Here is a 20,131-nt window from a genome sequence, read left to right as displayed (position 1 = left end):
GTGGCTGCCCCTGCCCCAGGTGCAGCCGATTCAACCGGCCACGAACCCGAAGCAACTCATTATTCTCACCGAGGAGTTAGTGTCGTGATCACCGCACGCATGACCGCTGGACGTCGCATCGCCGCGTCCCTCGCTGTGGCTGCCCTGGCATTCGGTGGCACCAGCTGTGGCGCCATCAACGAGCAGGCCACCAACATGGACTACGCCGCCAGCGATGGCATCAACGTCGATGTCGCAGACGCCAAGGTTCGCAACCTGATGTTCGTCACCAACAGCGACGACACTGAAGCCCGCCTGATCGGCTCCGTAGTCAACGCCGGCGATTCCGCGCTGACCCTGTCGGTCAAGGCCGAGAACACTGCACCTGTCTCCATCCAGGTTCCTGCCGATGGCACTATCAAGCTTGAAGATGACAAGAACGAGCAGATCATCAAGAACTTGGGCATCCCTGCTGGCCAGCACGCATCTTCGGTCTTCACCGTCGCCGGCGAGAACGTGGAATTCAGCGTTCCAGTAGTCGATGGCACCCTTGCCGAATACCGCGACTTCGTCCCGGGCGGTGCCGATGCGTCGGTCACCGAGCACCTGACCCCGGAAGAGACCCAATCGACTTCGGGCCACTAAGCTCCGCAAGCCGAAACAGCAGCCCCGGACAGAATCACTGATTCTGTCCGGGGCTGCTGCCGTATCCGGGCTATTAGGCCCTAGACCACGAACTTGTAGCCCAGTCCGCGCACAGTCACCAGGCGTTCGGGGACTGCCGGGTCGACCTCGATCTTGGAACGCAGGCGCTTGACGTGCACATCCAAGGTCTTGGTGTCGCCCACATAGTCGCTGCCCCAGACGCGATCGATCAGCTGCCCGCGGGTGAGCACGCGTCCGGCATTGCGCAGCAGCATTTCCAGCAGTTCGAATTCCTTCAGCGGCATGGACACCTCGGTGTTGTCGACCGAAACCACATGGCGTTCCACGTCCATGCGCACCGGACCAGCGGTGACCACGTTGCTGATCAGCTCCTCGCCCTCGCCCTGGCGGCGCAGCACGGCGCGGATGCGGGCCAGCAATTCGCGGGAGGAATACGGCTTGGTGACGTAGTCGTCGGCGCCGAGTTCCAGGCCCACCACCTTGTCGATCTCCGAGTCCTTCGCCGTGAGCATGATGACCGGGACCTGGCTGTTCAGGCGGATCTGGCGGATCACCTCGGTGCCCGGCTGACCCGGAAGCATCAGGTCCAGCAGCACCAGGTCTGCGCCATGGCGTTCGAACTCGCTGACTGCCTTCAGGCCGTCGTCGGCGATCCGCACTTCGAAGCCTTCGCGTTCCAGCAGGAAGGACAACGGGTCGGAGAGCGACTCCTCGTCCTCAACGATCAATATGCGGGTCATCGGCGTCCTCCTTCACGATCGGACGCACTCGCCTCGATCGTTCGTTCCTTCATCGTCTGGCCGGCAAGCGCATTGCTGGTCGCCGGTTCTTCGTCCGCTAGGGGAAGTCTTAGGGTAAATGTTGATCCGTGGCCGGGCTGCGACCACAGCGACACTTCGCCGCCGTGGTTGGCCAGCACGTGCTTGACGATGCTCAGCCCCAGCCCGGTGCCGCCGGTCTGCCGCGAGCGTGCGGAGTCCACGCGGTAGAAGCGCTCGAACACGCGCTCCTGATCCTCGGGCGAGATGCCCGGTCCCTGGTCGGTCACCGAAATCTGGGCGTAGCCATCGCGCTGGCGGATCCCGACGCCGACCGTGGTGTGCTCCGGCGAATAGCGGATGGCATTGTCGATCAGGTTGCGGACGGCGGTCATCAGCAGGTCCGCGTCGCCCAGGATCGGCTCTTCGAGATGGCCGCCCACAGTAATGGTGATGCCCTTTTCCTCGGCAATCAGGTGGCTGCGGTCCACGGCTTCTGCCACGACGCTGTCGATATTCACTTCCTGGCCCTGCACGATCGCATCGGATGCCTGCAGCCGGGAGAGTTCGATGATGTCCTGCACCAGGGCCGCCAGGCGCCTCGATTCCTTGTCCATCCGGGTGGAGAAGCGGCGCACCGCCTTCGGGTCGTCGGCGGCTTCGGTGATGGCTTCGGCCAGCAGGCCGATGGCGCCGACCGGGGTCTTCAGCTCGTGGGAAACGTTGGCCACGAAATCGTTGCGCATCGCTTCGGTTCGGGTGATTTCGGTGCGGTCGTCGGCGAGCAGAAGGATGTATTCGTCTCCCAGCGGAGCGACGCGCACGTGGACAATCAGCTGCCCGGCGCCAAGCGTGGAGCGCTGCAGCTCGTACTGGCTTTCGGCGATCACGCCATCGGCGCGCACCTGGCGCACCAGCGAGAGCAGCTCGTTGTGGACCAGCGTGTGCCCGCGCACCAGCCCGTAGGCATAGGAGGCAGGGTTGGCCCGGACCACTCCGTCAACGTCATCGAGGATCACGAAGGCTCGCCCGATAACCGACAGGACGGCGGCCGCCCCCTCGGGGAGCACTGGCTCGTCGACTTGCGGCAGCTTCGAAGAGCGGGCCTGGGAGAGCCGGAAGGCGATGACGCCAACGATCCCCAGAGCCAGGCCGAGGACGCCGGCTATAAGAGTCGAGATCACTTCGTTCACATCTTTAGACTAGCTTCACCTGTAGACGGCTCCAGCCCTAAATGACGTGTTTTAGTCGATTTCGGCGCGCTGTTCACCAAACGTTCACTTTTCGTGGCATATTCGTTAATCACCCGCTGACAAGCTGGAGCAAGACCCTCCACCATGCCAAAAACTGTCTCGTGGCGGGTGGCTGCCACGGCAGTCCACCATCCGGCATGGATACCGAACACTCGAAAGGAACTGCTGTGCGTAAGGTATTTCAGGCAGACCTGCAGCAAATTGGCGAAGAACTCATTGAGATGGCCAACCAGGTAGCAACCGCAATGGACCGCGCTTGGGAATCGCTAGCCAACGTGGACGTCGATCTGGCACAGGAAGTCATTGCGGCTGACGCGAAGATCGACTTCCTGCAGAACCAGCTCGACGAACGGGCCATAGACACCTTGGCCCTGCAGGGGCCGGTAGCCAGCGACCTGCGCATGATTGTCGGTTCGCTGCGCATGAGCGCTTCGCTGGAGCGCATGGGCGATTTGGCCCGCCATCTGGCGCAGCTGACTCGTCTGCGTTTCCCCAACCCGGCGATCCCGGCCAAGATTTCCGACACCTTTGCCCAGATGGCAAAGATCGATATCGACATCGCCAAGGCCGTCGCGCGCCTGCTGGACACCCGCGATTTGAAGATCGCCACCGAAATCATCGAACTGAACCACGAACTGGATCGTTTGCACTCCAGCGTCTTCACCCAGGTCGCTGCCGAGGACTGGGACGCCAACGCGCCAACCACCGTGGATGTGTCGCTGACCAGCCGCTACCTCGAGCGCTTCGGCGATCACGGCGTGTCCGTAGCCCGCAAGGTCACCTACCTGGTGACCGGCGAATGGGATCCAACCGAAATCTAGCTTCTCGGAGCATCGGCTCGATTGCATGGCCATGGCGCCTGCCATCCGGTACCACCGGATGGCAGGCGCCATTTTTGTTCTTCTTTTGTTCTTCAATTTTCTTTGAACGCAGACCGGGGCATCCGGCTGGGCGCTCCGGAGAGCACGCTGTGCGTCCTAGTTGGACCCCGATGAGGAAGCTGGCCCAGCCAAGGATTCCAGCTCGTTAAATGGGCAGAGGGCGGCCCACCGCTCGGTGAGCTGCCCTCTGCCGGTTTTCGGCGCACGAATGGCGCCAGCGTCTAGCGGGTTTCTAGCCTTCGCACTCGACGCAGAAGCCTACGTTGCCTTCTTCGCGCACCAGCTGCGAACGGTGGCGAATCAAGAAGCACGAGCCGCAAATGAACTCGTCGTCTTTCTGCGGAATGACCGTAACAGTCAATTCCTCGTTGGAGAGATCCGCGCCTGGCAGATCCATGCCATCGGTGTGATCGGCCTCGTCGAGCTCGCGCACCACCGACTTGGCATCCGGTGCGTTAGCGGACTTCACCGCATCCAGAGAAGCCTTGCGTGCCTCAGCAACGTCTGGGCGGACTTCATCGTAATCAGTTGCCACGAATTGCATTCCTAACGTGAGCCATTGAGCCTATTCGAAATAGGAGATTACAGCATACTAATGCCAAAAATACAATCGTGCGCAGTTGTTTCGCTCACAGCCGGATGCCTGGCATTGTCCCGGCCTTAATAAGCAGATGGCGGCTTCGCGATGACCGGCCCAAGGCCGGTCATCGCGAAGCCGCCGAAAAGCGTATCCTACTTGCGACCTTGGTTGGCGACGGCCTTGATGGCGTCGGCCGCGGCCTCTGGATCCAGGTAGGTTCCACCCTTGGTGATTGGCTGGAAGTTGTCATCCAGTTCATAGACCAGCGGGATGCCAGTCGGGATGTTCAGGCCGGCGATGTCTTCATCGCTGATGCCATCCAGATGCTTGACCAGCGCACGCAGGGAGTTGCCGTGGGCTGTGACCATGACGGTCTTGCCTGCCGACAGGTCGGCCTTGATGTTGTTCTCCCAGTACGGAAGCATGCGCTCCAGCACGTCCTTGAGGCACTCGGTGCGTGGGGCGGAGTCGCCCAGTTCCGCGTAGCGCTCGTCATTGATCTGGCTGAATTCCGAGGAATCGTCGAGTGCTGGTGGCGGAGTGTCGTAGCTGCGGCGCCATTCCATGAACTGCTCTTCGCCGAACTCGGCCAAGGTCTGTGCCTTGTCCTTGCCCTGCAGCGCACCGTAGTGGCGTTCGTTCAGGCGCCAGTCGCGGTTCACCGGGATCCAGGAGCGGCCGGCGGATTCCAGAGCCAGGTTCGCGGTGACAATCGCGCGGGTCAGCAGCGAGGTGTGCAGCACCTCCGGCTTGTAGCCTGCTTCGGCCAGCAGCTGGCCGCCGCGGGCTGCTTCAGCACGGCCCTTTTCGGTCAGCGAGACGTCGTACCAACCGGTGAACAGGTTCTTTTCGTTCCATTCGCTCTGTCCGTGGCGAAGTAAAATCAAAGTGTGGCTCATGGAATCTATCCTAACCAATGTGCAAGCCCATTCGCGCGAAAGTTAAGGCCCGTGGTTAAAGTGCGAAGACCTGCGCTCCGCCTTCAAGCGGATGCGGGTCTTCGTGAAAACTTGGGCGCCTTGGCGCCGCCTAGTAGTTGTACCAGCCGCCGCCCTTGCCGCTCACGGCAGGCTTGACGTCCGCCAGGTACACGCAGGCGATGCAGGCGCCGATCAGCTGCAGGAAGCCGATTCCGCCCTGGCTGAGCATGCCCAGCAAGGCTACAGCGGTGCTGGCAACGGTCAGGCCGAGCCAGAAGCCCTTGGTGCGCTTGCCTTCCTGGGCGAAACGATCCGCGCCATGGCGCAGGCAATCAACCAGCGCCCAGACGGCGAGTGCCACGATGACAACGCTCAAGGCGATCATCATGTAGTACTCGATCAGTCGGGCCAAGTGCATCATGTTCATGCTTTCACTCTACCTTTGCGACGCATTTGATGGGTGGTGTGCCACGCGCGGACATCGGCACCTGCGGCATCAGAGCCGGTCCAGGGCCTGCTTCAGATCTGCCCAGAGGTCTTCGGCTTCTTCGATGCCTACCGACAGGCGGATCAGGCTGGCAGGGACGCTGGCCGGTTCGGAAGCGTGGCGCGCCCGCCGCTCGGCCAGAGACTCCACGCCTCCCAGCGAGGTGGCGCCGGTGATGAGCTTGAAGGCATCCAGCACCCGGTCGGCTTCTTCGGCAGAGCTGCCCGCTTCGAAGGCGATCACCGAGCCGAACCCGCCCATGAGTTCTGCGGCACGGGCGTGGCCCGGGTCATCAGGTAGTCCCGGGTAGCGTACTGCCTGCACCTTGGGGTGGGCGGCAAGCCGTTCGGCCAGCAGCTGGCTGTTGGACTGCGAGCGCTCAAGGCGCACGGCCATGGTGCGCACCCCGCGCAGGGCGAGGAAGGTGTCCATCGGCCCGGCGATCGCGCCATGCAGGGTCCGGTATCCGTGCAGGCGGCTGTGCAGCTGCTCGTCGCTGGTGACCAGCGCGCCCATGATCACATCCGAGTGGCCCGATAGGTATTTGGTCACCGAGTGCACGACAAGGTCGGCGCCGTGGACCAGCGGCTGCTGGAGCAGCGGGGTGGCAAAGGTGTTATCCACGATGCTCAGCACATTCTGCGTCTTCGCGGCAGCCAGCAGGGCTGGCAGGTCGGCGACTTCGAGCATGGGGTTGGTCGGCGATTCCACCCAGAGCGCGTCGGCCCCGTCCAACGCGGCAAGCACTTCGCCGGTGTTGGCGATGTCCACCGGGCGGATGGTCAGCCGGCCAGCTTCTTGCAGTTCCGCGCCCAGCGCCAGTGAACCGTTATAGGAATGCTTCGGCATTACCAGCACGCCGGCCTCTGGAACGAGGCTCAATGCCGCGGCAATGGCCGCCATGCCGGAGGAGAAGACCAGGGCCGGCAGGGTTGCCGCTTCGAGCTGGCCCAACACTTCCTCGAAGGGATCCCAGGTGGGGTTGGAGAACCGCGCATAGACGCGTTCGCCGGGCGCCGCCTGCCCCTTGGAATGGTAGGTGGAGGTGAAGGTGACCGGGTGGTTGACTGGAACGTCGTAGCCATGGGCCGGACGCCCGCCGGCAACGAGCAATGTCTTCGGGTCCCATGGCGGGTTGGAGCCTTGTTCTGCGGTGCGGGGGTTCATGGAAAAAACTCTACGCTTGATCCGGCACCGCCAGCCGGTGGATTTCACTACATTTCATGTGACTGATCCACCACACTGGGCGCATTTCCAATGCACAAGCAGCCGTCGCAGCGCGCATCTTTAAAAGTCCTTGGATAGGCTAGTGGGGTGAGTAGAGAATCGAGTTCCCCCACCCGTGGCTTGTTCATCGTTTTCGAAGGCGGCGACGGCGCCGGCAAGTCCACGCAGGTTGCGCTGGCCAAGCAGTGGCTGGAGTCCCGTGGAGCCAAGGTCACCACGACCCGCGAACCAGGTGGAACCCAGATCAGCGAAGAGCTGCGTTCCCTGGTGCTTGACCACGGCCACGGCGACATCGATGCGCGTACCGAGGCTCTGATCTACTCGGCTGCGCGTGCCGCCCATGTCCAGCAGGTCATTTCCCCCGCGCTGGAGGCCGGAACCCACATCATCTGCGACCGGTTCGTCGATTCCTCGCTGGCCTACCAGGGCATGGGCCGTGCCCTGGGATTCGATGCCGTCGCATCGATCAACGACTTCGCAACCGGCGGGTTGAAGCCGGATGCCACCATCATTCTCGACATCTCCGCCGAGCAGGGACGGGCCCGGCGCATTGCGGCCAGCGGCGGGGTGGAGCAGTCGGATCGCTTGGAATCCGAGCCGGATGATTTCCATGAACGCATCCGCAACGCCTTCCTCGGTTTGGCCGCCCGTGATCCGCGGCGCTACCTGGTCCTGGACGCCACCGCCAGCGTGGAGCAGCTGCACCAGTCGGTTGTGCAGCATCTGGCAGGCCTGCTGTGACCCGGCCGGTCTTCGCGGACCTCGCCGGGCAGGAACGCGTCATTGACACGTTGACCGCCGAGGTTGATCGCGGCAACCCCACCCATGCCTGGCTGGTAACCGGTCCGCCGGGTTCTGGCCGCACCACCGCGGCACGCGCTTTCGCGGCGGCATTGCAGTGCACCCAGACTCCGGCCGGCTGCGGCGAGTGCGCCAATTGCAAAATGGTGATGAATTCGGAGCACCCTGATGTGTCCTTCGTTTCCACCGACAAGTTCGAGTACCAGATTGCCGATGTCCGCCACCTGATTACCCGTGCGCAGGAAAGCGCTGGCACCGGCCGCTGGCGCATCATCATCATCGAAGATGCAGACCGCATGTCCGAGCGCAGCACCAACGTGCTGCTCAAGGCCATCGAAGAGCCTCCAGCCAAGATGATCTGGATCCTCAGCGCCCCATCCCCCGCCGATGTGCTGGTGACCATCCGGTCGCGTTGCCGCGCGGTAAACCTCTCCGTGCCTTCCACCCAGGACGTTGCAGATCTGCTGGTGCGCCGCGATGGGCTGGAACCGGATCAAGCAATGTTCGCTGCCCGGGTTTCGCAGTCGCATATCGGTGTGGCACGCTTGCTGGCCCGTGACGAGCAGGCAAGAATCCAGCGCGAGAAAGTCGTTACGCTGCCGCTGCGCACCACGACCTTGCCGCAGGCGATGGCGGCGGCCGCAGAAATCTCCAAGCTGGCCAGCGAGCGTGCCGAAAACATCACCGGCACCGACCTGCAGAACAAGATTGCCCAGCTGCGCCATGCCAATGGCTTGGGTCCGGAAGAAACCATCCCGCCTGGATTGCGCGGGCAGTTCAAGGCGCTGGAGGATGATGCCAAGCGATTTGCCCGGCGTGCGGCGTTCGATGCCCTGGACCGGACGCTGACTGACCTGACCACCTTCTTCCGCGATGTCTTGAGCATCCAGCTGAAAACCGGTACCGAGCTGATCAACGAGCACCTGCGCGAGAAGCTGGAGCGGTTCGCTGCGGAACAGTCTTGTGAGAAGTCCTTGGCCCAGCTTGATGCCATCAATGAAACCCGCGGCCGCCTGGCCGCCAACGTCAACCAGCTCATGGCGCTGGAAGCGCTCATGACCCGTCTGCTGCCACAGCCCGGACGCCGCTAACCCATCCCAAGGAGACACGAACAGTGCCTGCACGCTCACCGATGAAGCGCTTGGCCGCAGTAGGGACTGCTATGGCTTTGGGCCTGGCAGGTTGTTCTTCCCCCACAGCGGATTCGCCATCCAGCGCATCGAATGCCCCGCAGCCCGCGCCGAACACCAGTGCACCCGAAGGATTGGAATCCTTCTATACCCAAAGCCTCGACTGGGAAAAGTGCGGCAGTGTCATCGAATGCGCCACCATCCAGGTTCCGATGGATTACGACAATCCCGAAGGCGAGAGCATCGAGCTGGCCCTGAACCGCCGCGCCATGGACGGTGCGACGGGCAATATCCTGGTCAACCCCGGTGGCCCAGGCGGTTCTGGACTGGACATGGTGTCCTCCACCGTGCCGAGCATGTTCAGCAATGACCTGCAGCGGGCCTACAACGTCATCGGCTTCGACCCACGAGGCGTGGGAGAAAGCTCTCCGGTCACGTGCCAGAGCGCTGCCGAAACCGATAAGGGGCGCCAGGAAAACCTCCGTGCGTGGGTTCCTGAAGACCAGCACGAGATCATCGAGAGCACCGAGGACTATGCGGCTGACTGCGCGTCCAATACCGGCGAACTGCTCGACCACGTCGATACCGTATCGGCCGCCAGGGACATGGACGTGATCCGTGCTGTGCTCGGTGATGCGCAGCTGGACTACCTCGGTGTCTCCTACGGAACCTTCTTGGGCGCAACCTATGCTGACTTGTTCCCGCAGAATGTGGGGCGTTTCGTGCTGGACGGAGCCATGGACCCTTCGTTGCCAGCTGCCGAAGTGACCTTGGCCCAGGCTGTGGGGTTCGAGAAGGAAATCGACGCTTGGCTCGCCAGCTGCCTTGAAAGCGGCAATTGCCCGTTCACCGGAACCGTTGAAGAGGCCAAGGTGCAGCTGCAGCAGTTCTTTGCGCAGGTGGAGAACGAGCCGATGACCGCCAGCGATGGGCGCGTCGTTCCGATCATCGATTTCGTCAACGGCTTCATTTTGCCGCTCTACGATGATGCCAGCTGGTCCTATTTGACCGACGCCATGAACGCCGCGGTCAACGACGGGAATGTAGACATCATCCTCAGCCTGGCGGATCTCTCGGCAGACCGCCAGAGCGACGGCACCTATGCATCGAATTCGAGCGACGCCTACGTAGCCATTGATTGCCTGGATCGTCCAACGGACAGCAGCCAAGAAGCCATGCAGGCCGAAGCGACCGAGCTGATGCGTGCGGCCCCGACGTTGGGCAAGTATCTGGCCTACAGCGGCATCGCCTGCGAGGCCCTGGACTTCGAATCCACTGGCAAGCCTGAGGTGCTCGACGCGGAAGGCTCGAATGAGATCCTCGTCATTGGCACCGTCGGTGATCCAGCCACCCCCTATAAGTGGTCCGAGGCCCTTGCCAAGCAGCTGGACAACGCCACCCTGCTGACCTATGAAGGCCATGGCCACACCGCCTATGGGCGTTCCAACGAGTGCATTACCAAGGCGGTGGATGAGTACCTGATCGCAGGCAAAGTCCCCGAAGCCGGCACCCGCTGCTGATTGGGCCTGATGATGTCATCGCCGTTTTGACGTTCAGACAATTCCTCGGATAAAGTGACGTGGTGTCTGTTTGCAGGCACAGGCCTCCTTAGCTCAGGGGTAGAGCAGCTCCCTCGTAAAGAGCAGGTCGCCGGTTCAAATCCGGCAGGGGGCTCCATGTGAAGAAAACCCCGGAATCGCGAGCAACTCGTGATTCCGGGGTTTTCGCTATCGTCAGCAGATCTTTTCAACTGGACCCACGGTCTCAGCACCTCACGGAGGTCATTCTTCTCCCATATGTTTCCCAACGACGCCTAGGGATATGCCAGCAGGCCCTTGGTTCAAGATGAAACCAAGGGCCCGTTGTCGGGGTCGGTGTTCTACTCGAAGTCGGCGGTGGCCGGGTCAGCCGAGATGCGGCCTTCCGCACCGCGATCCAGGGTAGCGATGGCTGCCAGATCTTCTTCGTCCAGCTTCACATTCAATGATTCGAAGTTCTCGACGATGCGCGATTCGGTGGTCGACTTCGGGATGACCACATTGCCTACGGCCAGATGCCAGGCGATGACTACCTGCGCCGCCGATGCGCCATGCTTCTTGGCGATGTCCGCCAGCACTGGGTCGCTCAGCAGTTCACCGCCGTGGCCCAGCGGGGACCACGACTCATGCAGGATGCCGTGCTCGGCTTCGTAGGCGCGCAGCTCGGTCTGGGGGAAGTACGGGTGGGTTTCAACCTGGTTGATGACCGGGCGGACTCCGGTTTCGGTGTAGAGCTCTTCAAGTGCTTCCTTGGTGAAGTTGCAAACGCCAATGGACTTGGCCTTGCCGTCCTTCTGCAACTGGATCAGCGCCTTCCAGGTGTCCACGTAGGTGCCGCGCTTCGGCTGCAGCCAGTGGATCAGGTACAGGTCGACGTACTCCAGGCCAAGGCGCTGAAGCGAAGCATCCGCTGCGGCCATGGTCTTCTCATAACCTTGGTCCGAGTTCCAGACCTTGGTGGTGATGAACAGTTCTTCGCGCGGCACGCTGCTGGCGGCAACTGCACGGCCGACTCCAGCTTCGTTCCCGTAGATGCGCGCGGTGTCGATGTGGCGGTAGCCAGCGTCGATGGCCTTGCCAACGACCACTTCCGCGTCGGCGTCGGCGACCTTCCAGACGCCGTAGCCAAGCTGGTCGATGGTGTTTCCGTCAAGGAACTTCAGTTCAGGGATTGTTTGGGTCATGCAACTAATTTAGTTCACCCATGCGTCCTGCACGGCGAAAAACCACGCCAGCGATCGGGAAAACCCAATTATTCGCTGGAAGCGAGATTTTGCGCGGCCCGGCTGACGTCTTCTTCCACCAGCTTGGCCCGATGGCGCACCGCCTCGATGTCGATCGGCTGGCCGGCTTCCGCCTGCATCCGCATCATCGCGATCACCTGCGCGGTCGTCGCCAAATCGTTGGCCGCTTTGGTCAGCGAACGGTGCGCCGCCGAGGTCAACTGCGGGATCGTGTCGTCATTGCTCGGGGTGATCCGCTGTGCCGCGCAGCATAGCTGGCGCACGGTCGGCAGCAGCACTGCCATCTCGTTGGCTTCCTTGACCAGCTGGTTGTACACCTGGTCATCAGTGATGCCTTCAACCACCTGGAAGACCCGGTCCAATGACCGCTGGAAACGGTCATGTGCGCGACGCCAGACGCCCTCGCCAAGTTCGCGAGTAGCAGCACGCTCAGCGCGCAGTCGTGAAAAGAACGCCATTACACTTCTCTGCCGGTGGTTTCCGATGGATTACTGGTTCTAGCCTACCGGGATCCCCGCAGTGTTCCCGGCAACGCAGTCGACATAAAACGAAACCGGCCGCAAGTCCCATCCGCTGTCGCGGATGGCCCTTACGGCCGGTTCCAGTCCGGTTCAGCAGCAACGCCCCTCGGGGTTCTTTTCCTGCCAATCGGTGTAGTCCTTCCAGAACTCACGCTCGGTCATCGACTTTGCGCCGGGATGATTGCGTTCGAGGTGTTCCAGGTAGTGCTGGTACTTGTCGGCACCGAGCACTCCGTCGACAAACTTCTTGGCTTGTCCCAGGCGTTCCCAAAGCGTAGCCACGGTTAGTGGCCGCCGCGTTGGATTTGGGCTTCGGCAGGGACCTGCTTCCAGGCCTTTTCAAGCTCCTTTTCAGCAGGCGACGAGATCAAGCCGGCAGGTGCGTACATCTTCGATGGCACGGCCGGATCCTCGGTGCTGGTGCCGCCGCCGTTGCGCTTGGCCTTGATGGTTGCGACGACAGCCGAGACCAGCACGATTGCGGTCAGCAGCAGGAAGATCACCGACAGCCAGCCCTGGACACCGGTGTTGCGCACCACGGCCTCCATTGCTTCAACGCTGCCCGCCGAGCCGAGGGAAGTCTCGCCATTGGCCAACGCTTCCTTGTAGGCGTTGTGGTTCGCGAAGTAGCCGACCTTGGTGTCTGCGGAGAAGATCTTCTGCCAGCTGGCCACGAAAGTGATCACCACAGTGAAGGCCAGCGGCAGGGCGACAACCCACAGGTACTTGAAGTTGTTCTGCTTGGCGATGATGGTCATCACCACTGCCAGTGCGATCGCTGCCAGCAGCTGGTTGGCGATGCCGAACAGCGGGAAGAAGGTGTTGATGCCGCCCAGCGGATCGGTTACACCGAGGATCAGGATGTAGCCCCAGCCGGCGACCATGATCAACGTGCACAGCCACACGCCCGGACGCCACGAGGTGTCCTTGAACTTCGGGATGAAGTTGCCGATGGTGTCCTGCAGCATGAAGCGTGCAACACGGGTACCGGCGTCAACCGCGGTCAGGATGAACAGCGCTTCGAACATGATCGCGAAGTGGTACCAGAAGCCCATCATCGCGGTGCCGCCGAACCACTGGTGCATGATGTGAGCAATGCCCACAGCCAGGGTCGGTGCGCCACCGGTACGCGAGACCACCGAGTTCTCGCCGACGTTATTAGCCAGTTCGGTCAGCTGGTTCGGATCCAGGCTGACGCCGGCCAAGCCCAGCGAGTTCACGAACACCGCGGCGGTTTCCACCGTGCCGCCGGTGGCGGCAGCCGAGGAGTTCATCGCGAAGTAGATGCCGCGGTCGATGGAGATCGCTGCAACCAGCGCCATGATGGCCACCATGGATTCCATCAGCATGCCGCCGTAGCCCAGGAAACGGGTCTGCTTTTCCTTCTCGACCAGCTTCGGGGTGGTGCCCGAGGAGATCAGCGCGTGGAAGCCGGAGAGCGCGCCGCAGGCGATGGTCACGAACAAGAACGGGAAGATATGCCCGGCAACGACCGGGCCATCAGCCCGTCCGGCGAACTCGGAGAAGGCAGGAACATCGATTTCCGGGCGAACGACGATGATCGCCACGGCCAGCAGGGCGATGACGCCGATCTTCATGAAGGTCGACAGGTAGTCGCGCGGAGCGAGCAGCAGCCAGACCGGAAGCACCGCGGCGATGATTCCGTAGATGATGATCGCCCAGGCTATGGTGGTGCGCTCGAGGTGGAAGAACTCGGCACCCCACGCGGATTCGGCAATCCAGCGGCCGGAGATGATTGCGAACATCAGCAGCACGAAACCGATGACGGAGATTTCCAGGACCTTGCCCGGGCGGATGAACCGCAGGTAGATGCCCATGAACAAGGCGATTGGAATAGTCAGGCCCACCGAGTAGACGCCCCAAGCGGACTCGCCCAGCGCATTGACGACCACCAGCGCCAAGATGGCGGTAATGATGATCATGATGGTCAGGGTGGCGATCAAAGCGGCGGTGCCGCCGATCAAGCCCAGTTCCTCGCGAGCCATCTGGCCCAGCGAGCGTCCACCGCGGCGCATGGAGAAGAACATGACCAGGTAGTCTTGGACCGCACCGGCCAGCACCACGCCCACGATGATCCAGATGGTTCCGGGCAGGTAGCCCATCTGGGCTGCGAGGATCGGGCCAACCAGCGGACCGGCGCCGGCGATGGCCGCGAAGTGGTGGCCGAAGAGGACCCGGCGGTCGGTAGGTACGAAGTCGCGGCCATTATTGACCGATTCTGCCGGGGTAGCGCGGAAATCATCCGGCTTGGCGATCTTGCGCTCGATGAACTTCGAATAGAAGCGGTAGGCAATCAGGTAGGTCGCGACAGCGGCAAAGACGAACCAGATGGCATTGATGGTTTCCCCGCGTGAGAAGGCGAGGATCGACCATGCGATGCCGCCGACCAGTGCAATGGCAACCCAGATGCCGATCTTGGCCGGAGTCCAGCGCTTTTCTTCGCGTTCGGCAACCTCAGGATCGACACCCGCTGGTGGCAAGGTATTTTGGGTCCTCAATTTGAGCAACCTCCTAGGAACGGTGCAAGTGATGTGAGTGACCAGTGGTTATTAAACAAGTCACGTATTTTATTACTACGCAGTCACCCTACAACCGGTTCCCCGTTGCATTAAACCTTTATGACAACTTTTCCGGTGTGTTCGCCAGAATCAAAGTATTCATGGGCGGCGGCCAGCTCCGCGAAGTCCATCGTCTTGGTGACGTTCAGGGCCAGTTTTCCCTGTTCCAGCAGCGGCAGCACCTTGGTGGTGGTCTGGCGAACGATTTCCGCCTTTTCGCCCAGCGGGCGGGAACGCAAAGTCGTGCCGATGATCCGCGCCCGCTTGTTCATCAGCAGGCCCAAATTCAGTTCCGCCTTGGCACCGCCTTGCAAACCGATGACTACCATCCGCCCGCCGACGGCGAGCGCCTTGACGTTCTCCCCCAGGTACTTGGCGCCGACAACATCCAGGATCAGGTCAATGCCCCTGCCATCGGTCAATTCCTTGATGCGGGCAGAAAAATCCTCGTCGCGGTAGTTGATCCCTTCATCGGCGCCGAGCGCACGGCAGTAGTCCAATTTTTCTGCCGACGAAGCGGTGACGATGACGCGTGCCCCGGCGGCCTTCGCGAGCTGTATGGCCATGGAGCCGATGCCGCCGGCACCGCCATGGATCAATAGCGTCTGGTCCTGGCCCAGTCCGCCTTCGATAAAGAGATTGGAAACCACCGTGGCAGCGACTTCCGGCAACCCGGCGGCGTCGATGGTCGAGACCGTCCCGGGGATTTCGATGAGCAGCTCTGCCGGAACATTGACGTACTGCGCATACCCGCCGCCAGCGAGCAGGGCTGCAACACGCGTTCCGGGTTTCCATCCGCTGACGCCTTCGCCGATGCCCACGATGGTGCCGGCAACTTCCAGCCCAGGGATGTCACTGGCACCGGGAGGTGGCGGATACACGCCCTTGCGCTGCTGCACATCCGCGCGGTTCAGGCCGAACGCCTCGATTTTGACCAGCACTTCTCCCGCCGTGGCGACCGGAATTGGCCGTTGCACCAGCTCGAGGACTTCTGGCCCACCGGCACCGTTGTAGATATAGGCATTCATAACGTCGTTCATGGCCTTCAATTCCTTTCGAGCGGTGTTCATGCCGTATACTTTTTCGGGTTGGATGGTTGTCCGAGCGGCCGAAGGAGCTGGTCTTGAAAACCAGTAGGCGGCAACCCCGTCTCATGGGTTCAAATCCCATACCATCCGCGTTCTACGGTTTGGCGGGCTGATCTTCGGATCAGCCCGCCAAACTGATTAATCCTGTTCTGCGCTCAACTTTCCGTTGCCGCTCAGCCCCGCAAGACGCGCCACTTCATTCACCACGTTGGCCGCGTCGTGCAAGGTCCGGGCCGCAGGCCTGCGCAGGTCTCCAGCTTGGGCGGCAATTGCCGTCCCCCACTGCGCAGATGACAATTGCAATCCCAGCACAAACAGCCCACGGTGCGCCAGCCCTTCGCTGTTGACCAGACGGTATGGCTCGCCGACCACGTCGAAACCTGATCCGGGCAGGCTTTCGCCTTCCGCGTTCTTCCACGTGTGCACGCGCGCCACATGATCACCCAACAACTGCTTGATCAGCGCAGAGCTATTCTGCAAGACGCGGTTGCTCGGCATCATCGCCTCGCACATGGTCTTCGCGGTGTGCACCTCCGCGTCGACCCACGGCGAGGACGCAGTAAACTGCTCCGACACCTCATCGAAGCCGAACTCCGGATCCGGGCCGACGAAGGAGACGATTCCCGCACGCGACAGCGCCAGCAGCTGCTCAATGCGTTCCAGCGGTGGACCGGATGACAACCCTTCGACCAATGGCTCGAAGTGCGCCTGGATTTCCTCGATGCGCGACTGCTCGTCGATCACGCCCGAAGCGATCAGTTCCTTGATCAGCATGCGCCCGGCATTCATCGTCATGATCGCGCAGGACAACGGGTCGTCAAGTCCGCCGATGCTGTGCCTGGCATTGTCGACCAGGTAGTCGCGTACGCTCTGCTGGTACTGCTCATCGGAGCTGAACCCGACTTCCTCGAATGGCTTGGCCAGCTTTGGAACGTCGAGCCACTGCAGCTGCGGGAACTGCTCGATGAATTTGCGCAGTTCGCCAAGCCACACCTGGCTTCCTTCATGATGCTCGGCAGAGAGAATCGCTTCGAGCCGCTCAACGAACTCGCGCTCGCCAAAGCCATCAGGGGCGCCATGCACGCGGGCACAGCTGCTGTAGTAGGCGAAAAGGATGTCGCGATGCAGTTGCGGCCAAATATGGCGTGAGAACACCAAGGACGCGGCAGGATTGCTCGCCCGGGCTTCAGCGAGGCGTCCAATCAATTCCGGCGCGTCGAAGTAGCGAAGCTCGATTTCATCTGGAATGAACTGGTCCACCGCTGGTTTGCCCCAGTACGGGGTTCCTCGCCGCGAAGCCACGATCAGTGCCGGCTCCCGACCTGAGGCAATGTATTCAAGGCGGTGCCCCGGCTCGGTGCTGGACTCGCGGAAGATTCCGCCACGGCCCGCTGTCAGCTCGGCCATGCCGTCGAAGAAATTCAACCCCAACCCGCGGATCAATGCCGGCTGGCCTTCCTTGAAGCGGGAATAGTCGAGGTCTGCAGGGACGTTCGGCGGCATGTAGGTCGCCCCTGCCTGCGCTGCTGCTTCCTCGAGCTGCTTCTGCCACGGGTTCAGCTCAGCCGGCTGGTGGCCCAGGGCCAGCACCACGGCGTCGGCGTCGAGCTGACGGGTTTCAGCACTGTCCTGGGCACTGCTGAAATCGACCTGGTAGGCGTTGCCTACGGGGCGGACAGCGATCACTTCTGCGGCAACATGCTGGATGCTGAAATTCTCGTGGGCGGCGAGAATGGAGGCGCTGCGGTCATAGACATGCTCAAGGTACTCGCCGTAAATGGCGCGTGAGGGATAGGTGCCGGGTTCAATCCGCTCGATCAGCTTGGCGTGCTCGTCGGTGAGTTTTCGTCCGTCGCCGCGAAGCTCCACGAACTGGCGAAAGCTCAGCCCCGGTTCATCGCCTTCACGTTCGGGGGCAACCGTCGGAAATGACGACGGGGTGTTCATCAGAAAATTCTGGGACTGCTTCGGGTTCCACACGTGGCCCGAACCCGGAGGGAACGGATCGAAGACCGTCACTTTCAGGACGGTGCCTTGTTCCGGGAGGTTCAACGCCAAATTGGCGAGTCGTTCAACCACGCTGGTGCCGCGCGGGCCTGCCCCTACCAGGACCAGGCTGAACTCGTTCTTTGGTGCTGCTTTCTCGCTGTTCACTTCTCTAGGTTATTACCTTTGGACCACGTCATGGGCCAGACGCATAGACTATGGCCATGACTGAGCATGTTTCTGAGGTTGCAAGCACCGATCCATATTCCTGGCTTGAAGGGATCCACGACGAAACGGCACTCGAATGGGTGCGGAACCAGACCCAGCGCACCGAGTCCGAACTCTACGACGACACGTTCCACGCAAATGCGCAGCGGATCAAGACGGTTCTCGATGCCCAGGACCGCATTCCGATGGTGACCAAGCGAGGCGAGCACTACTACAACTTCTGGCGCGACTCGGCCCATCGCCTTGGGCTGTGGCGCCGCACCACCTGGGATTCCTACCTCAGCGACAACCCGCAGTGGGAAGTCCTGCTGGATCTTGACCTGCATGCGCGGCAGGAAGGCCACGAATGGCATTTCGCTGGTTCAGCACTGCTGCGGCCCGCCTCCGGTGATGCGTATGAGCGTGCGCTGCTTCGTTTGAGCCCTGATGGCGGCGACCAGGTTCGCATTCGCGAATTCGATCTGACGTCCAAGAGTTTTGTTCCCGACGGATTCGACCTTCCTGTTGCTAAGACCCAGGCCTCGTGGATTGACCGCGATACCTTGCTGGTCGGTTCCGCAAGCAGCGAGCAATACACCACCCGTTCAACCTACGCGAACACCTTGCGGCGGCTCAGCCGCGGCATGGAAATTGAACAAGCCCCAATTCTCTTCGAAGTCGACAAGGAACATGTCGCAGCATTCGGCTACTACGACTCGACTCCCGGATTCGAACGAATCGTCACCACCGACGCCATCGACTTCTACAATTCCACTGCCGGGGTCTTCATCGATGGGGAACACCATCGGATCGATGTACCAACCGATGTGCAGGTGAGCCTCCACCGGCAGTGGGTCCTTTTTGCCCCGCAAACCCAATGGGAACACCAAGGCCAGCAGATCGCTGCCGGTTCATTGGCCATCGCCCGGTTGGACGCATTCCTTGAGTCCGGCAGCATCGAGAAGATCCTATTCACCCCGGATGCGCACACGGCTCTGGAATCGCTGAGCTTCACCGCCAATTACCTGTTGCTCACCGTCTTGCACGACGTGGCTTCGCAGGTGCGCATCATCGATCTGGCAGACCAGTTCAGCCAGTCCAACATGCCGTTGGAGGATCCAATGCTCAGCGTCTCGGCGGGAGCCGTTGACGTTGAAGATCCACAGCACGGCGATGACTATTGGATGACCGTCACCGGTTTCATCACCCCGACGACCCTGTTGCGCGGCACTGTCGGCGCGCAGGCAGAAGTTGTGAAGAAATCACCGGATCGTTTCGATGCCGACGGTTTTGAAGTCACCCAGCACTTCGCGTCATCCGCGGACGGAACCAGGGTTCCCTATTTCCAGGTCGCGGCAGCTGATCTGGTGCACGACGGGAAGAACCCGGTACTGATGGATGGCTACGGCGGTTTCCAGCACAGCATGACTCCCGGCTACGCAGCGGCGATGGGCACCGGGTGGCTATCGCGCCGCACCGATGACGGCCGCAAGCCGGTATACGTCATGACGAACATCCGTGGTGGTGGCGAGTACGGCCCAGCTTGGCATCGTGCGGCGCTTCGTGAAAAGCGCCATCGCGCCTATGAAGACTTCGCCGCCATCGCCCAAGACCTTGTGGCCCGCGGGGTAACCTCCCGAGCGCATTTGGCTGCCACCGGCCGGTCCAATGGCGGATTGCTCATGGGCAACATGATCGCCGGCTACCCACACTTGTTCGGCGCAATCTCCTGCGGCGTTCCGCTTTTGGACATGCAGCGCTATACCCAGTTGGCGGCCGGCCACTCCTGGATTGCCGAGTATGGCGATCCGGAGGTTCCCGGGGACTGGGACTTCCTGCGGACCTTCTCCCCCGTCCATCGGCTCACCGATCAGCCTCATCGAGTCGATGACTATCCGGCCTCATTGATTTGGACCACGACGTCCGATGACCGTGTAGGTCCATCGCAGGCACGCATCATGGCAGCGAAGATGATGGATCTGGGCATTGGCAACGTCAGGTACCACGAGCCGCAGGACGGCGGCCATGCCGGCTCAACGGACAACGAGTCCACCGCGAAAATGCTGGCGACCAGCTACGAATTCCTGTGGCGACAGGTGCGTTAGCTCTCTCGTTTTGGAACACCCACCCATCTTCAGGTAGGCTAGATTCTGCTGGAAACAGCGGATGGACACGTGCCAGAGCGGCCGAATGGACTTCACTGCTAATGAAGGGTCGGGCTAAAACTCGACCGGGGGTTCAAATCCCCCCGTGTCCGCCAAAAAACCCCTAGTCAACTAGGGGTTT

At 61.6% G+C, this 20,131-nt stretch carries 18 protein-coding genes and 3 tRNA genes; 9 read left to right on the top strand and 12 right to left on the bottom strand.

Annotation, left to right across the window (positions count from 1 at the left end):
* Positions 1 to 84 precede the first annotated feature (84 nt).
* Positions 85 to 624, top strand: coding sequence for a hypothetical protein (locus tag JOE62_RS04050; protein ID WP_204720546.1), 540 nt, complete (start codon positions 85 to 87; stop codon positions 622 to 624).
* 80 nt (positions 625 to 704) lie between these two features.
* On the opposite strand, the gene JOE62_RS04045 is transcribed toward JOE62_RS04050, so the two are convergent.
* Positions 705 to 1,385 (bottom strand): response regulator, encoded by a 681-nt coding sequence (locus tag JOE62_RS04045; RefSeq protein WP_204720544.1) that lies wholly within the window; start codon positions 1,383 to 1,385, stop codon positions 705 to 707.
* Positions 1,382 to 2,596 carry a sensor histidine kinase gene (locus JOE62_RS04040; RefSeq protein WP_338085740.1) on the bottom strand — a complete coding sequence of 405 codons (1,215 nt, stop codon included), beginning with the start codon at positions 2,594 to 2,596 and terminating at the stop codon, positions 1,382 to 1,384. Before JOE62_RS04040 ends, JOE62_RS04045 begins: the two co-directional genes overlap by 4 nt.
* A 227-nt stretch (positions 2,597 to 2,823) precedes the next feature.
* On the opposite strand from JOE62_RS04040, the gene phoU reads away from it, so the two are divergent.
* Positions 2,824 to 3,477: a phosphate signaling complex protein PhoU gene (phoU, locus tag JOE62_RS04035; RefSeq protein WP_038993819.1), complete on the top strand. Its 654-nt coding sequence runs from the start codon at positions 2,824 to 2,826 to the stop codon at positions 3,475 to 3,477.
* Positions 3,478 to 3,769: 292 nt separating this feature from the next.
* Here the strand turns inward: phoU and JOE62_RS04030 are convergent, their stop codons facing one another.
* The 4 genes from JOE62_RS04030 to JOE62_RS04015 form a co-directional block, all read right to left on the bottom strand.
* Complete coding sequence (locus tag JOE62_RS04030; RefSeq protein WP_022877094.1) at positions 3,770 to 4,072, bottom strand: DUF4193 domain-containing protein; 303 nt, start codon at positions 4,070 to 4,072, stop codon at positions 3,770 to 3,772.
* 197 nt (positions 4,073 to 4,269) lie between these two features.
* Entirely contained in the window at positions 4,270 to 5,016 is a 747-nt protein-coding gene (locus tag JOE62_RS04025) for a phosphoglyceromutase (protein ID WP_128471622.1), read from the bottom strand.
* Positions 5,017 to 5,146: 130 nt separating this feature from the next.
* A complete protein-coding gene (locus tag JOE62_RS04020; RefSeq protein ID WP_128471623.1) occupies positions 5,147 to 5,464 on the bottom strand; it encodes a DUF2516 family protein in 318 nt (105 codons plus the stop codon).
* Between the two features lie 69 nt (positions 5,465 to 5,533).
* Entirely contained in the window at positions 5,534 to 6,691 is a 1,158-nt protein-coding gene (locus tag JOE62_RS04015) for a trans-sulfuration enzyme family protein (protein ID WP_204720542.1), read from the bottom strand.
* A gap of 147 nt (positions 6,692 to 6,838) precedes the next feature.
* Between JOE62_RS04015 and tmk the strand changes: the two genes are divergently transcribed.
* From tmk to JOE62_RS03995, 4 genes are all read left to right on the top strand, one after another.
* Positions 6,839 to 7,492 carry a dTMP kinase gene (tmk, locus tag JOE62_RS04010; protein WP_204720540.1) on the top strand — a complete coding sequence of 218 codons (654 nt, stop codon included), beginning with the start codon at positions 6,839 to 6,841 and terminating at the stop codon, positions 7,490 to 7,492.
* Positions 7,489 to 8,643: a DNA polymerase III subunit delta' gene (locus JOE62_RS04005; protein WP_204720538.1), complete on the top strand. Its 1,155-nt coding sequence runs from the start codon at positions 7,489 to 7,491 to the stop codon at positions 8,641 to 8,643. The genes tmk and JOE62_RS04005 overlap by 4 nt, the downstream gene beginning before the upstream one ends.
* 23 nt (positions 8,644 to 8,666) lie before the next feature.
* Positions 8,667 to 10,202, top strand: coding sequence for an alpha/beta hydrolase (locus JOE62_RS04000; RefSeq protein WP_338085739.1), 1,536 nt, complete (start codon positions 8,667 to 8,669; stop codon positions 10,200 to 10,202).
* Positions 10,203 to 10,284: 82 nt separating this feature from the next.
* A tRNA-Thr gene (locus JOE62_RS03995) sits at positions 10,285 to 10,359 on the top strand.
* 202 nt (positions 10,360 to 10,561) lie between these two features.
* Here JOE62_RS03995 and JOE62_RS03990 read toward each other — a convergent pair.
* The 5 genes from JOE62_RS03990 to JOE62_RS03970 all read right to left on the bottom strand — a co-directional run bounded on the left by JOE62_RS03990 (position 10,562) and on the right by JOE62_RS03970 (position 15,592).
* On the bottom strand, positions 10,562 to 11,404 hold the full coding sequence (locus JOE62_RS03990) for an aldo/keto reductase (RefSeq protein ID WP_204720536.1): 843 nt from the start codon (positions 11,402 to 11,404) through the stop codon (positions 10,562 to 10,564).
* A gap of 68 nt (positions 11,405 to 11,472) precedes the next feature.
* Positions 11,473 to 11,922: a hypothetical protein gene (locus JOE62_RS03985; protein ID WP_204720535.1), complete on the bottom strand. Its 450-nt coding sequence runs from the start codon at positions 11,920 to 11,922 to the stop codon at positions 11,473 to 11,475.
* Between the two features lie 153 nt (positions 11,923 to 12,075).
* Positions 12,076 to 12,267, bottom strand: coding sequence for a CstA-like transporter-associated (seleno)protein (locus JOE62_RS03980; protein ID WP_204720532.1), 192 nt, complete (start codon positions 12,265 to 12,267; stop codon positions 12,076 to 12,078).
* Between the two features lie 2 nt (positions 12,268 to 12,269).
* On the bottom strand, positions 12,270 to 14,486 hold the full coding sequence (locus JOE62_RS03975; RefSeq protein ID WP_420842169.1) for a carbon starvation CstA family protein: 2,217 nt from the start codon (positions 14,484 to 14,486) through the stop codon (positions 12,270 to 12,272).
* A 128-nt stretch (positions 14,487 to 14,614) separates the two neighbouring features.
* Positions 14,615 to 15,592, bottom strand: coding sequence for an NAD(P)H-quinone oxidoreductase (locus JOE62_RS03970; RefSeq protein WP_413456364.1), 978 nt, complete (start codon positions 15,590 to 15,592; stop codon positions 14,615 to 14,617).
* Positions 15,593 to 15,654: 62 nt separating this feature from the next.
* Between JOE62_RS03970 and JOE62_RS03965 the strand changes: the two genes are divergently transcribed.
* Positions 15,655 to 15,742: transfer RNA gene (locus JOE62_RS03965), tRNA-Ser, on the top strand.
* Positions 15,743 to 15,790: 48 nt separating this feature from the next.
* Here JOE62_RS03965 and JOE62_RS03960 read toward each other — a convergent pair.
* A complete protein-coding gene (locus JOE62_RS03960; RefSeq protein WP_204720531.1) occupies positions 15,791 to 17,806 on the bottom strand; it encodes an FAD/NAD(P)-binding protein in 2,016 nt (671 codons plus the stop codon).
* Positions 17,807 to 17,862: 56 nt separating this feature from the next.
* Here JOE62_RS03960 and JOE62_RS03955 point away from each other — a divergent pair, with 56 nt between their 5' ends.
* The gene (locus JOE62_RS03955; protein WP_204720529.1) at positions 17,863 to 19,950 is read left to right on the top strand and encodes a prolyl oligopeptidase family serine peptidase; all 2,088 of its coding nucleotides are present in this window, start codon (positions 17,863 to 17,865) and stop codon (positions 19,948 to 19,950) included.
* Positions 19,951 to 20,013: 63 nt separating this feature from the next.
* Positions 20,014 to 20,105, top strand: a tRNA-Ser gene (locus JOE62_RS03950).
* Positions 20,106 to 20,131 lie beyond the last annotated feature (26 nt).

Origin of the sequence: Glutamicibacter nicotianae (assembly GCF_016907615.1) — a bacterium.
GTDB lineage: Bacteria > Actinomycetota > Actinomycetes > Actinomycetales > Micrococcaceae > Glutamicibacter > Glutamicibacter nicotianae.
The sequence above is the reverse complement of the archived record's forward strand: the minus strand, read 5'-3'. Positions and strand labels throughout refer to the sequence as shown.

Coding starts and splice junctions, on each gene's coding strand:
- JOE62_RS04020 (WP_128471623.1), bottom strand. CDS start 5,464: ATGAACATGATGCACTTGGCCCGACTGATCGAGTACTACATGATGATC.
- JOE62_RS03970 (WP_413456364.1), bottom strand. CDS start 15,592: ATGAATGCCTATATCTACAACGGTGCCGGTGGGCCAGAAGTCCTCGAG.
- JOE62_RS04025 (WP_128471622.1), bottom strand. CDS start 5,016: ATGAGCCACACTTTGATTTTACTTCGCCACGGACAGAGCGAATGGAAC.
- JOE62_RS03955 (WP_204720529.1), top strand. CDS start 17,863: ATGACTGAGCATGTTTCTGAGGTTGCAAGCACCGATCCATATTCCTGG.
- JOE62_RS04015 (WP_204720542.1), bottom strand. CDS start 6,691: ATGAACCCCCGCACCGCAGAACAAGGCTCCAACCCGCCATGGGACCCG.
- JOE62_RS03990 (WP_204720536.1), bottom strand. CDS start 11,404: ATGACCCAAACAATCCCTGAACTGAAGTTCCTTGACGGAAACACCATC.
- JOE62_RS04045 (WP_204720544.1), bottom strand. CDS start 1,385: ATGACCCGCATATTGATCGTTGAGGACGAGGAGTCGCTCTCCGACCCG.
- JOE62_RS03985 (WP_204720535.1), bottom strand. CDS start 11,922: ATGGCGTTCTTTTCACGACTGCGCGCTGAGCGTGCTGCTACTCGCGAA.